General features: G+C 68.8%; 12 protein-coding genes. 9 read left to right on the top strand and 3 right to left on the bottom strand.

What is annotated here, in order from left to right:
- Nucleotides 1-136 precede the first annotated feature (136 nt).
- The 4 genes from A6I89_RS21590 to A6I89_RS21575 all read left to right on the top strand — a co-directional run bounded on the left by A6I89_RS21590 (nucleotide 137) and on the right by A6I89_RS21575 (nucleotide 2,742).
- The gene (locus tag A6I89_RS21590; protein WP_005515947.1) at nucleotides 137-691 is read left to right on the top strand and encodes a Fur family transcriptional regulator; all 555 of its coding nucleotides are present in this window, start codon (nucleotides 137-139) and stop codon (nucleotides 689-691) included.
- A complete protein-coding gene (locus A6I89_RS21585) occupies nucleotides 688-2,154 on the top strand; it encodes a catalase (RefSeq protein ID WP_022593781.1) in 1,467 nt (488 codons plus the stop codon). The genes A6I89_RS21590 and A6I89_RS21585 overlap by 4 nt, the downstream gene beginning before the upstream one ends.
- Before the next feature lie 139 nt (nucleotides 2,155-2,293).
- Nucleotides 2,294-2,491, top strand: coding sequence for a hypothetical protein (locus A6I89_RS21580; RefSeq protein WP_005515945.1), 198 nt, complete (start codon nucleotides 2,294-2,296; stop codon nucleotides 2,489-2,491).
- Nucleotides 2,492-2,547: 56 nt separating this feature from the next.
- The gene (locus A6I89_RS21575) at nucleotides 2,548-2,742 is read left to right on the top strand and encodes a hypothetical protein (protein WP_022593782.1); all 195 of its coding nucleotides are present in this window, start codon (nucleotides 2,548-2,550) and stop codon (nucleotides 2,740-2,742) included.
- A 178-nt stretch (nucleotides 2,743-2,920) separates the two neighbouring features.
- On the opposite strand, the gene A6I89_RS21570 is transcribed toward A6I89_RS21575, so the two are convergent.
- A complete protein-coding gene (locus A6I89_RS21570) occupies nucleotides 2,921-4,387 on the bottom strand; it encodes a pyridoxal phosphate-dependent decarboxylase family protein (protein ID WP_060934563.1) in 1,467 nt (488 codons plus the stop codon).
- A complete protein-coding gene (locus A6I89_RS21565; RefSeq protein ID WP_022593783.1) occupies nucleotides 4,387-5,751 on the bottom strand; it encodes an MFS transporter in 1,365 nt (454 codons plus the stop codon). Before A6I89_RS21565 ends, A6I89_RS21570 begins: the two co-directional genes overlap by 1 nt.
- A gap of 156 nt (nucleotides 5,752-5,907) precedes the next feature.
- Between A6I89_RS21565 and A6I89_RS21560 the strand changes: the two genes are divergently transcribed.
- On the top strand, nucleotides 5,908-6,720 hold the full coding sequence (locus tag A6I89_RS21560; RefSeq protein ID WP_022593784.1) for a metal-dependent hydrolase: 813 nt from the start codon (nucleotides 5,908-5,910) through the stop codon (nucleotides 6,718-6,720).
- A 40-nt stretch (nucleotides 6,721-6,760) separates the two neighbouring features.
- On the opposite strand, the gene A6I89_RS21555 is transcribed toward A6I89_RS21560, so the two are convergent.
- On the bottom strand, nucleotides 6,761-7,870 hold the full coding sequence (locus A6I89_RS21555; protein WP_022593786.1) for an Rv3169 family protein: 1,110 nt from the start codon (nucleotides 7,868-7,870) through the stop codon (nucleotides 6,761-6,763).
- Between the two features lie 287 nt (nucleotides 7,871-8,157).
- Between A6I89_RS21555 and A6I89_RS21550 the strand changes: the two genes are divergently transcribed.
- The 4 genes from A6I89_RS21550 to A6I89_RS21535 all read left to right on the top strand — a co-directional run bounded on the left by A6I89_RS21550 (nucleotide 8,158) and on the right by A6I89_RS21535 (nucleotide 12,012).
- Nucleotides 8,158-9,912 (top strand): cholesterol oxidase substrate-binding domain-containing protein, encoded by a 1,755-nt coding sequence (locus tag A6I89_RS21550; RefSeq protein ID WP_022593788.1) that lies wholly within the window; start codon nucleotides 8,158-8,160, stop codon nucleotides 9,910-9,912.
- Between the two features lie 53 nt (nucleotides 9,913-9,965).
- Nucleotides 9,966-10,418 carry a hypothetical protein gene (locus tag A6I89_RS21545; protein WP_232244874.1) on the top strand — a complete coding sequence of 151 codons (453 nt, stop codon included), beginning with the start codon at nucleotides 9,966-9,968 and terminating at the stop codon, nucleotides 10,416-10,418.
- 223 nt (nucleotides 10,419-10,641) lie between these two features.
- A complete protein-coding gene (locus A6I89_RS21540) occupies nucleotides 10,642-11,106 on the top strand; it encodes a DUF1360 domain-containing protein (protein ID WP_049909984.1) in 465 nt (154 codons plus the stop codon).
- Between the two features lie 33 nt (nucleotides 11,107-11,139).
- Complete coding sequence (locus A6I89_RS21535) at nucleotides 11,140-12,012, top strand: alpha/beta fold hydrolase (RefSeq protein WP_022593794.1); 873 nt, start codon at nucleotides 11,140-11,142, stop codon at nucleotides 12,010-12,012.
- Nucleotides 12,013-12,071 lie beyond the last annotated feature (59 nt).

Here is a 12,071-nt window from a genome sequence, read left to right as displayed (position 1 = left end):
CTAGGGAGGACCGACGGGCGACGCCGTCGGGCGCGGGGGCACCAGGTCGGAGATTAGCAGGCATCTGCCCGTACGGGGCCTTTTCTGGATCTAATCGTTATCTTGACTAATTCCAGAAAAGGGGCATACTGGGGTCATGCAACAAGGAGAGCACGACTTCGACCCCCGCGCCGAGCTGCGCGGCGCTGGTCTGCGGGTCACCGCTCCACGCGTTGCGGTTCTGAACACCGTTGCCGCCAATCCGCATTCGGATGCGGACCAGGTCGCCACCGAGGTGCGTCGTCAGCTCGGGTCGGTTTCGACGCAGGCGGTCTACGACGTGCTCGGGGCCTGTGTCCGCGTGGGGTTGTTGCGCCGCATCGAGCCCGCGGGTTCGCCGGCGCGGTACGAGACCCGCACCGCGGACAACCACCACCACCTGGTGTGCCGCTCGTGCGGCACAGTCGTCGACGTCGACTGCGTCGTCGGCCACGCTCCCTGCCTGGAGCCCTCGAGCAACCACGGCTTCGAGATCGACGAGGCCGAGGTGGTGTTCTGGGGCCTGTGTCCCGATTGCCGACACGATTCGGCGAAAACCGGGGCACAGTCCGTTACCAGCTCACAGAATCAAGACGATGTGCCCGGATCGGGTGGGTCGATCACTTCGAAGACAGCCACAGCCCGTCAGCGCCAAGGAGGCTTCGCACAATGACGTCCATTCAGCCACGTCCCACGACGAACGACTTCGGGATTCCCGTCAACAGCGACAACGAATCCCTCACCGCCGGGACGCAGGGACCCATTCTCCTGCACGACCACTACCTGATCGAGAAGCTCGCGCACTTCAACCGTGAGCGGGTGCCCGAGCGTGTCGTGCACGCCAAGGGTGGCGGCGCATTCGGCGAGCTGGTCATCACCGGAGACGTCAGCAAGTACACGAAGGCGAAGTTCCTTCAGCCGGGCAAGAAGACGGAGTCGCTGGTGCGCTTCTCCACCGTCGCCGGCGAGCAGGGCAGCCCCGACACGTGGCGCGACCCGCGCGGCTTCGCGATGAAGTTCTACACCGAGGACGGCAACTACGACCTCGTCGGCAACAACACGCCGGTGTTCTTCATCAAGGATCCGATCAAGTTCCCGGACTTCATCCACTCGCAGAAGCGGCTGCCCGGGTCCGGTCTGCGCGACCACAACATGCAGTGGGATTTCTGGACGCTGCGTCCCGAGTCTGCACACCAGGTGACGTGGCTCATGGGCGACCGCGGCATCCCGAAGACGTGGCGTCACATGGACGGTTTCGGTTCGCACACCTACCAGTGGGTGAACGAGGCCGGTGAGCGGTTCTGGGTGAAGTACCACTTCAAGACCGATCAGGGCATCGAGTTCCTCACGCAGGCCGAGGCCGACGAGCTGGCCGGGTCCGACCCCGATCACCACCGGGCCGATCTGTACGACTCGATCGAGCGTGGCGAGTTCCCGAGCTGGACCATGAAGGTGCAGATCATGCCGGTCGCCGAGGCGGAGGGCTACCGCTTCAACCCGTTCGACCTCACCAAGGTGTGGTCCCAGAAGGACTACCCGCTGATCGAGGTCGGCAAGTGGACCCTCAACCGCAACCCGGAGAACTTCTTCGCACAGATCGAGCAGGCATCGTTCGAGCCGTCGAACGTGGTGCCGGGCATCGGCTTCAGCCCCGACAAGATGCTGCTGGGCCGCGTCTTCTCGTACGCCGACGCGCACCGCTACCGGATCGGCGCCAACTACGCCGAGCTGCCGGTCAACCGCCCCAAGGCCGAGGTGAACTCGTACTCGCAGGACGGCTCCATGCGGTACACGTTCAACTCGCCGAGCACCCCCGTGTACGCGCCGAACTCGTTCGGTGGGCCGCACGCCGACCCGACGGTCGCGGGCGACGAGGGCATGTGGGGGTTCGACGGTGAGGCCGTGCGTGCCGGGTACATCGACCACCCGGAGGACGGCGACTTCACGCAGGCCGGAACGCTGGTCCGCGAGGTGCTCGACGACGCGGCCCGCGAGCGGCTGGTGAACAATGTCGTCGGACACGTGCTGGGTGGAGTGAAGGAGCCTGTGCTCTCCCGCGTCTTCGACTACTGGAAGAACGTGGACGCCGAACTCGGCAAGAAGATCGAGGAAGGCGTGCGCGCCGGCCAGCAGTAGGCCGATCGCACGAGACCCGGGCCCGTCGAATCTCGACGGGCCCGGGTCTTCGTTCTTCCCGCGTCCGATCGCCGCACTGTTTCGGTGCTGCCCGGCATGGGTAGTTCGGTCGGCAGAACCCGAGCGAGGAGGAAGAACAGTGCCGGAAGAACCTGATCGCCCCGATCTCGACGATGTGATCGAGCCGACCGTCGCCGCCCCCAAGGACCGACGGGAACACGGGAAGTTTCCGGATCGGCACGAGGACGACTACCTCGAACATCGTGTCCAGCAGGAACGCGTCGCGGCAGGACTCGCGGACTACGACCCGGACGAGGTCCCGCCCGCGAGTGAGTAGCCCGCTGCTGCGGCAGCGCGAGCAGACCATCCGTCGAGCGGGAAGGAAGTGCGGAGATGGCGACGTCCGACGAACACGACGAGCAGTCCGGCAGAGCAACCGCCGGTCAGCCCGGTGAGCATCTGGAGCATCTGGTCGACGACATGGAGAAGAAGGTGGAGGAGGAACGCGACGAGCGCGGGGTCGAGGGCAGCGCCACCGACAGGCACCGGCGCGCGCCCATCGACACCGGCGACGAAGCCCCCGACTGAGCGGGGGCCGTCCGGCTAGGGCAGCAGCCCCCACCAGTAAATGAGTGTCGCTGCCAACCACAGGAGCAGGGTGTCCATGATCGCCTCCCGAGAACTCGACGCCTGACTCCATCATGCGCCGTCCACGTCGGGTCTGCGACGTCGGTCCGGGCGTCGAGCCTCGTCCGGTCCGGAGCCGTCAGGGCTCGAGGAACCGGGCGAGGAACTCGATCAGCAGGCGCTCGGCGACCGCGGGCGGAAGCTCCTCGACGAGCGCGAGGATGTCCGCCTTCGGGCCGTCGAGCCCAGCCCTCGGATCGAGCCCGGCCAGCGCGAGGACGCCCGCGCTGATCTCGCTGGTCAGCTCGGCCGGATCGATGTGCGCGGCCGCCGCGACGAACTCTTCCGGGGCGCTCGCCCCGGCGACGCCTCGGACACGATCGGCGGCCTTGGCGAGGGAGGTGATCAGATCGTCGATTACCGCCTCGGTGACCGGGGTGATCGTCAGGTGCGTCGTGCGTGGCAGTACGGTGCCGTCGGACTGGGTGTGGCGCGGCTGCGGCTGCAGCGCCCATCCGTCGTCGGCCGCGGCGTCGGACCAGCGGTGTGGATCGACGCGCCGCTCCGGCGGTGCCGTCTCGTCGGTCGCCACCGAGAGCAGGGGGCCCACCGGCTCACCGACGACGCGCAGACCCTCGAGGTCGTCGATCGCCTCCCGCAGGCGCTGCGTGGCGCGGGCCATCGGGGCGACCAGTTCCCGGAACCCGCACTCGCCCAGGGCTTGCGCGACGGCCCATGCTGCCGCGGTCGGCATCGCGCTGCGCGAGCCCAGCAGTGTGGGATTGACTACCGCGTAGCCGGGCCAGCGCGTGGTCGCGAACCAGTGCGCGCGGTGCCGATCACGGTCGCGGAACAGCAACAGCGACACACCCTTCGGCGCGTACCCGTACTTGTGCAGATCCACCGACAGGCTCGACACCCCCGGCACCGTGAGATCCCAGCGGCGGTCCTCCAGGTCCGGCCACCAGGGCAACACCCACCCGCCGATGCAGGCGTCGACGTGCAGAGTGACGTCTTGGGCGGAACACATCTCGGCGATCGGCGCGATCGGATCCAGGGCGCCGTGCGCGTACGACGGCGCGCTCACGACCACCAGGGCGACGTCGGGCGACAGGGCGGCCGCGACGTCGTCGGGGCGCACCCGCGCGGTCACCGGATCGACCGGAAGCACGTGCAGTTTCAGATCCAGGTGGTGCGCCGCCTTGTGGAACGCGGCGTGCGCGGTGGCGCCGACCAGCAGCGTCGGCCGGTGCTCTGCGCCGGTGCGGGCGCGCCACACGTCGCGCGCCGACTTCACTGCGAGCATGCAGCTTTCGGTACCGCCGCTGGTGACGCTGCCGACCACGTCGGGATCGCCGCCCGCGAGTACGTCCCGGCCGAGTGCGACGAGGTCCCGCTCCATCACCGCGATCGACGGAAACGTGGTGGGATCCAGCCCGTTGAGCGACTGCGCCCGCAGGGCGGCCGCGCCCGAGAGATCGGTCAGTTCGGCGACGCCCGGGTCGTACACGTACGACAGGAGGCGCCCACCCGACGTCGGGGCGTCGGCGGCGCGCAGCGCGTCCAGCCGGGCCAGGATCTCGGCGGGCTCGTTCCGCAACTGCATCAGTGGTTTCCGTTCTGTGCGTGGGCCGTCTCGGCCTCGAGTCGGTAGCGCAGCAGCGCGATGATGCTGAGCGCGGTGAGCACGGCCGGGGCGGCCGAGATGGCCAGGACTATGCCGTCGATCGCGGTCTGCGACTGCGTCACCTGCGTGTCGTCGGTGGACGAGACGAATCCGGTGACGGCGAGGATCACCAGCACCAGTGCCGGACCGAGTGCGAGGCCGATCGTCTCCACGGCCGTCCACACGCCGCTGAAAGCGCCCGCGCGCACGGTGCCGCCTTCCCGGCGTTCGTGATCGCTGATGACGTCCGGCAGCATCGACATGCCGAGCATCTGCATGCCCGCGTAGCCGACGCCGGCCACCGCCACCACCGCGTACACCCACCACCCGACACCGACGAGCAGACCGAGGAGCGCCACTCCGGCCGCGAGGAACAGACTCGACGCCAGCAGGTAGGCGCGGCGTTTGCCCCAGGACCGGACGAGCCACGACCACAACGGCATCACCGCCACCGCCGGGCCCACCAAGGCGGCGAACAGGAACGACACCGAGCGCTCGTTGCCGAGCACGTAGGTCGCCGCGTACTGCGCCGAGGCCAGCATCGTGCCCGTCGCGAAGGCCTGCAGAGCGGACGCGGTCACCAACATCCGGAACGGGCGGCTCGACCGGACGACCCGCAGCGACGCCGCGAACGACGCCTCCTCTCCGGTCGTGACCTCCGCGGGAGCCTGGCGGGGAGCGATCCTCGACGCCGCGAACATGCCCAGTCCCAGGAGCGCGCCCGCGACGACACCCATCACGAGGTACCCCCAGCGTCCGCCGCCGCCGAGTTCCCGAAGCTCCGGTCCGCCCGCGCCGAACAGCAGGATCGCGATGCCCAGCACGGCGACCCGCCACGCCATCAAGCGCGCCCGCTCGTGATAGTCGTCGGTGAGTTCGGCGGGCATCGCGATGTAGGGAACCTGGAAGAGACTGAAGGCCACTGCGGACGCGATGAACGCCACGCCCACCCACACCGCGCCCACCGTCGCGTCGACACCGTCGGGCACCGCGAAGGTGAGCGCGAAGAAGACCGGGAGCAGCGCGGCGCCGACCCGCAGGAACAGCTGCCGACTGCCCGTCCGGCGGGCCCACGAATCGCTCAGCGTGCCGATCGCGGGATTGAGCACCACGTCGAGCGCCTTGGGCGCGAACACCACGAACGTGGCGACCGCGGCCGCCACGCCGAGCGTGTCGGTGAGGTAGTACGCGAGGACCAGTCCGGGCAGCGTCGAGAAGCCGCCGGTACCGACCGATCCCAGTGCGTAGCCGCGGATGGTCGCGGGGCTCAGCCGTGTCGCCGGCGGCGCGGAGGTGCTCGTCATGGCGTCAATCTAGGTGAGTATCCCGGCCTGAGCAGGCGGTTCGAGCGGCGTGTCGGTGGGCGTTGCTAGCGTCTGCTGAGAGGGGTCCGAGGCTGCCGCGTCGGGCCCCTCCGTCATAGATGGTGTGTTGTTCGTGCTCGAAAGGTGCTGTCCCAGATGGTGATGGGTGCAACCCATGCAATGTCCGGTGCCGCGGTCGGTCTCGCCGTCGCGGATCTGCTTCCGACGGACTGGGGCGGGCCCACCTCCACCGCCGAGACGTTCGCATTCGCGGGCGTGTGCGCGGGTGCCGCGCTGCTGCCGGACCTCGACACCATCCAGTCCACCGTCGCACGCTCGTTCGGGCCGATCTCGAAGGCCCTCGCCGCGGGGATCGACACACTCTCGCTCGGCGTGTACCGGGTGACGAAGGGCCGCAAGGACGCGAACCGGCGCGGCGGGCACCGCACCTTCACCCACACCGCGCTGTTCGCGATCGGCCTCGGGGCCGGAATCTCGGCGCTGGTCGGGCAGTTCGGCCGCCCCGCCATCATCGTCACGCTCTTCTTCACGTTGGGACTCGCGCTGCGAGGGCTGTTCGGGAGCTGGGCGCGGGACAAGGGGTGGCTGATCGTCACCGCGGTCTCCGCGTTCCTGTCGGTCCTCACCTGGCAGTGGTTTCCCGACCAGGTGGGGTCGACGGGCCTCGGTGTCGCCGTCGCGCTCGGATGCGCGACGCACTGCCTCGGCGACATGATCACCAAGGAGGGCGTGCCGTTCCTGGCGCCGTTCGTGCCGCTCGGCGGACGCCGGTGGTGGGAGTTGCGGTTGCCGTCGTTCCTCGCGATCCGCGCCGGCGGCGGGTTCGAACGAGCCTTCCTCGGGCCGGCGTTGACGCTCGTCGCCGTCGGTCTCGCGTTGTGGTCCGTCGACGGTGCGCCGGAGGCGATCACCGACGCGCTGCGCAACTCGGTGCAGGCGTCCGAGTAGCCACCCCGGAGGGTGGCTTCCGGCGATCGGCTGTCCGGGCTTACGCCCGCGCGCCGTCGAAGTAGCCCTCGAACCCGCTCGGTGCGTGGGGGCCGATGGCGAGCTGTTCGAGGACGCCCAGGCCCTGCCGGTCGCCCCACTGCACCCGCACGACCTGCTGGACGTGGATGTTCTCCGGGGCCGTGTTGTCGAGGTCCTCGACCGCGAACTCCTCCCCGCCTACAGCGAAGTCGCCGTGCCAGTTGCCGTGGCCCCAGGTCGGGTGGGAATAGCCCACACCCCGCTGTCGGAAGGTGAGCAGCGGCTCGAGCTCGATTCGACCGGCGTCCCCGTCGCCGCCGCGCACCTGCAGCGTCGCCCCCTCGGAACGTCGAAGGCCGGGTGCCCAACGGATCTCGTGCTCGACCTGCACGTGCGTGACGGGCAGGTTCGCACCGACGACCGGACCGTCGTCGCCGATCACCGGCAGCACCACCGACGTCTCCGCCCAGCGGGAACCGCGTTCGTCCTCGAACACCATGTAGTGCAGGCACTGGTCCTCGAAGTGCAGCGGAGCGTAGAGGAAGAACACCTGGTGCTTGCGGGCCTGCGGTGCCGCCGGTGCGGGCTGGCCGACCGGCCGGATGCCCCACGAGCGGTCCTTGGTTCCGAAGACCCGACGGTCCAGGGAGATGTCCTCGTCACCGCTGCGCAGCGTGCCGCTCCAGGTACCGAGTTGAGTGAGGCGGGTGACATCCATCATCAATGACGAACCGGAATACATTGTCTGCCGAGGCTCTTCGTGGGCCGACGTGCGGGCCCGGTAGGTGAGGTCGGCGACCAGGCCGAACTCCTCGGCGTCCACCCTGACGCGGTTCACGCGCAGTGGCTCGACCACCTCGATGCTGATCGGCCCGATCTTGGTCTCGGTGCGGTCCAGGGGAGCGAGTCCGGAGGCGAACACCGAGCGCTGCACCCCGTTGTGGACGACGCTGAACGACGCGTCGATGATGCCGCGGTTGGGGTAGACCCCGAGTCCGACCGCGAAGTAGACGTCCTCGGCGTAGCCGTTGAACCAGTAGCGGTCGTAGTGGTTGGGGTGCCCGTCGCCCGCGTGCGCGACCGGCAGCGGGGTCTGGTGAATGGGGTAGTCGTCGAAGGGCGTCAGCACAGCACGCCTCCGGCCTCGACGAACGTGCGCTCAGCCGTCACTGCTTCTCCCTGGAATCAGGTTTCACTTTCTGCGGACAGTAGTGAGGGTGTGTGACGCCGTCAACGACCAGGTCTCACCGAGTCGACGAGAATTACGGAACCACTGGCATTGAAATCGAACTTGTTCTAGTTTGACTCCCAGAGTGCGCGGCGAGCCGGTGTGGCCGCCTCCCCGACGAGACGAGCGGAGTCGAACCTGTGGAAGCTGGGCGGAGCGAGAGCGTAGGGAGCAAGCCGCGTAACGAGGTGTCCCGCAGGGGATTCCTCGGCCGGGCCGCCGGTGTCGCGGCGGGCGCCGCGGCGCTGACCGGGATCGGATGGACCCCGGCGTTCGCGTTGCCGCCGGCCGGATCCCTCGGTTCCGCCGGCGGGCCGGTGTCCAACCTCCCGGTCCCGCCCGCCTTCCCGCAGGACATCCCACTGGCCCAGCAGGGCTACGTGAACTGGGCCAAGGACATCCGCTTCGACGCGGTGTGGACCGCCACCGCCCGCACCCCCGACGACGTCGTGCGGATCGCGAACTGGGCCAGAGACAACGGCTACCGGGTCCGTGCCAAGGGCACCATGCACGGATGGAGCCCCCTCACCGTCGTGCCCGGAGAGAACGTCGAGAAGACATTGCTCGTCGATACGATGACCCACCTGAACGGGGTGAGCGTGAACCCGAACGGCACCCCCGCGACCGTGACGGCCGGTGGGGGCGCCAGCCTCGAGGCGATCCTCACCGCGCTGCAGGGACACGGCCTGGGGTGGGCGAACTCGCCGGCGATCGGCGATCTCTCGATCGCCGGTGTCCTCGCGATCGGCGCGCACGGCGCCACCTATCCGGCGGCCGGGGAGACGGTCACGCCAGGCCAGTCGTTCGGGTCGCTGTCGAACCTCGTCACCGCGATGACCGCGGTGGTGTGGGACGCCGCCGCCGACCGCTACGTGTTGCGCGACTTCACCCGTGCGGATCCGGAGATCACAGCACTGCTCACGCATCTGGGCCGCAGCTTCGTCACCTCGGTCACCCTGCAGGCCGGCGCCAACACCCGCCTGCGCTGCCAGAGCATCATGGACATCCCGTGGCAGGAGATGTTCGCGCCCAAAGGATCACCGGGCCGGACGTACGAGCGGTTCGCCGAGGAGTCGGGCCGCGTCGAGGCCATCTGGTTCCCGTTCACCGACAAGCCGTGGCTCAAGATCTGGTCGCCGACGCCGGTGAAGCCGCCGGAGTCACGAGAGGTCTTCGGCCCCTACAACTACTTCTTCACCGACAACCTCCCCGAACCGCTCACCGACCTGCTGGGCCAGGTCGCGGGCGGGATCCAGGCCGCGACACCGGCATTCGGAGTGGGACAGCTCGCGGCGGTGCAGGCCGGGCTCGCGCTCACCGACACCGACGACCTGTGGGGTTGGTCCAAGGACGTGCTGTTCTATCTGCGGCACACCACGATGCGGGTCACCGCCGGTGGCGGTGTGGTCGTCACCGAGCGTGCGAACATCCAGCGGGTCGTCAACGAGTTCACGACCTGGCACAACAGCCGGATGTCGGAGCTCGCGGCACAGGGGAAGTACCCGATCAACGGGCCCTTCGAGGTGCGGATGTGCAAGGTCGACGACGATGCCGAGGTGCTGGTCGAGTCGGCCGGCCCGCCGAACCTCTCGGCCGTGCGCCCGCGTCCCGATCACCCCGAGTGGGACACCTGCATCTGGATGAACGTCGTGACCTTGCCCGGCACACCGGGCGCAGCCGAGTACTTCCGGGAGATGGAACGTTGGATGGCACAGCACTATTCGGGCGACTACGCGACGTTCCGGTCCGAGTGGGCCAAGGGCTGGGGCTTCACCGATCAGGGTGGCTACCGTGACGACGAGTGGCTCGGTCAGACCCTTCCGGCCGCGTACACGACGGGCATCCCGGCGTCGGGCAATTTCGCAGCTGCCCGTGCGTCGCTCAATGCGCACGATCCGCATCGTGTCTTCGCGAACAGCTTCCACGATCGGTTGCTGCCGTAGTTCGGCGGCCTATTCGGCTGCAGCGGCGGCGTGGCCGTAGTAGACCAAGGGGTATGGAACCTTTCCGAATTGCCCGGATGGTCTCGCTGCCGGCCCTCGTGCTCGCCGCCGCGGTCTGGGGTGCCCCCTCGGCCGCGGCGGATGTCACCGATCTCGAGGTCCTGCCCGGCCTGAGCGTCGGAGCGGCGACCCCGTTCGGCGCCGGGTGCACGTACCTCGTCGTCGCCGAGACGTCGGACTCGGTCGGGACGCCGAGTGACAAGGGCGTCGGGATAGTCGACTACAACCGGGCCTCGTCCTTCCCGCTCCAGGAGTTTGCGTGGGATCACATCTCGCCCTACTGGCAGAACCCGGTGATCTTCGACCACGCCTTCATGCTCTGGACCCCGACGGCACCCGGCGAACACGCGCTCATGGCGTACCAGACGTCGGCGGGTGGGCCGGTGGAGAAGGTCATGGTCAATCCCGCGCTTCCACTGGGCCCCCTCTGTTTCGTCGCGCCCTGAGCCGGCGCCCCACCCATCGCAGGTGGAGAGGATCCGAGCGCCGATGCACCAGCGGCCACAGCCCGCCCACGGTGTCGAAGAGGCCGTGGGCCTTGGCCAGTCCGAGTCTGGTGGGCGGGACGTTCGGTGGAGCTGTCATACCGCGCCGCTTACCCGTTCCGCGGTCGGTGAACCGTGCCTGTCGCATGGTTCGTCGTCGCGATCGGGGGGTATGCGTCGGTCCATGGTCGAAGACAACGCGTCGCACGCGGGGCACCTCTCGACGTTGGCGCTGTACGGGCTCTCGGTCGCCGCGACCGTCGGGGTGGCCACCGTGACGAAGCGCCCGCTGCCGGGCCGGATGCGAATGCGGGATCTGGTGGTGGCTGCCGCGGCGGCACAGAAGCTCTCGCGCACCGTGACCAAGAGTTCGGTGACGCGGCCGTTGCGCGCGCCGTTCGCCGAGCCTGTGGACGGCGGCGGTCCCGGCGAGGTCGCCGACGTGCCCGCCGGGAAGGTGCTGCGGTCGAGCATCGGGGAACTGCTCACCTGCCCGTTCTGCATGGACGTGTGGGCGATCTCCGGGCTCACCGCCGGGCGGGTGTTCGCCCCGGCGGCCACCGGAGTGGTTACGGACGCGCTGGCGGCGCTGGCGGGCGCGGACTTCCTCCAGCTCGCCTATGCACGGGCGCAGCAGGCGGCGGAATGACGGGCCGGTCGAACGACGAGATGGGAGGGCGCAATGCCGCCTGGCGAGCTCGAGTCCGTAGTCCTGCACGGTGACGTACTGCGATTCGTCGACGTCGGTTCCGGGCCTCCGGTGGTGCTGGTACACGGTCTGCTCGGTTCGCACGAGTCGTGGGGCCCGCAGATCAGCCAGCTGTCCCGGAAGTACCGGGTGGTGGCACCGGACCTTTTCGGTCACGGGGCATCCGACAAACCGGCCGGTGACTATTCGTTGAGTTCCCACGCGGCCACCCTCCGGGACCTGATGGAACATCTCGGAATCTCCTCGGCGTCGTTCGTCGGCCATTCGCTCGGTGGCGGAATCGTGATGCAGCTGACGTACTTGTTTCCCGAACGGGTCGATCGCCTGTGTCTGGTGGGCAGTGGCGGACTCGGAACGGAAGTGAGCCTGCTGCTCAAGGCCGCCACCCTGCCGGGGAGCGAGTTGGTGCTGCCGGTCCTGGCGTCCGACTGGGTGCGGCGCAACACCGAGGGCGTGCTCGACCAGTTGGGCAGACACCTGGGCCGGTTCGGATTCCCGGCGCAGCCGAGTCGCAGTGCCGCCGAAACCTGGCGGACGTTCAAGACGGTGTCCGACAAGCCGACGAGGGACGCCTTCCTCGCGTCCACCCGCGCGGTCGTGGGACTGCGCGGGCAGACGGTCAGCGCCAAGCAGCACTTCGCCAGATTCGAGTCGCTTCCATCGCTTCTGGTGTGGGGTGGCAAGGACCGGATGATTCCCGCCGCGCACGCCGACAACCTCCGTCGCGTCGTCCCCGGGAGCCGCGTCGAGATCTTCCCCCGAGCAGGTCACTTTCCGCAGCTGGACGAACCGGAGCTGTTCCTCCGCGCACTCGACCGGTTCCTGGAAGAAGATGCGGCCGGTTAGTGGAGAGCCGAGGATGTGCAACGACGAGGCCCGGCACCGAAATCGGTGCCGGGCCTCGT

The organism is Prescottella equi (assembly GCF_002094305.1).
GTDB lineage: Bacteria > Actinomycetota > Actinomycetes > Mycobacteriales > Mycobacteriaceae > Prescottella > Prescottella equi.
The sequence above is the reverse complement of the archived record's forward strand: the minus strand, read 5'-3'. Positions and strand labels throughout refer to the sequence as shown.

Coding starts and splice junctions, on each gene's coding strand:
- A6I89_RS21590 (WP_005515947.1), top strand. CDS start 137: ATGCAACAAGGAGAGCACGACTTCGACCCCCGCGCCGAGCTGCGCGGC.
- A6I89_RS21585 (WP_022593781.1), top strand. CDS start 688: ATGACGTCCATTCAGCCACGTCCCACGACGAACGACTTCGGGATTCCC.
- A6I89_RS21575 (WP_022593782.1), top strand. CDS start 2,548: ATGGCGACGTCCGACGAACACGACGAGCAGTCCGGCAGAGCAACCGCC.
- A6I89_RS21570 (WP_060934563.1), bottom strand. CDS start 4,387: ATGCAGTTGCGGAACGAGCCCGCCGAGATCCTGGCCCGGCTGGACGCG.
- A6I89_RS21565 (WP_022593783.1), bottom strand. CDS start 5,751: ATGACGAGCACCTCCGCGCCGCCGGCGACACGGCTGAGCCCCGCGACC.
- A6I89_RS21560 (WP_022593784.1), top strand. CDS start 5,908: ATGGTGATGGGTGCAACCCATGCAATGTCCGGTGCCGCGGTCGGTCTC.
- A6I89_RS21545 (WP_232244874.1), top strand. CDS start 9,966: ATGGAACCTTTCCGAATTGCCCGGATGGTCTCGCTGCCGGCCCTCGTG.
- A6I89_RS21540 (WP_049909984.1), top strand. CDS start 10,642: ATGGTCGAAGACAACGCGTCGCACGCGGGGCACCTCTCGACGTTGGCG.
- A6I89_RS21535 (WP_022593794.1), top strand. CDS start 11,140: ATGCCGCCTGGCGAGCTCGAGTCCGTAGTCCTGCACGGTGACGTACTG.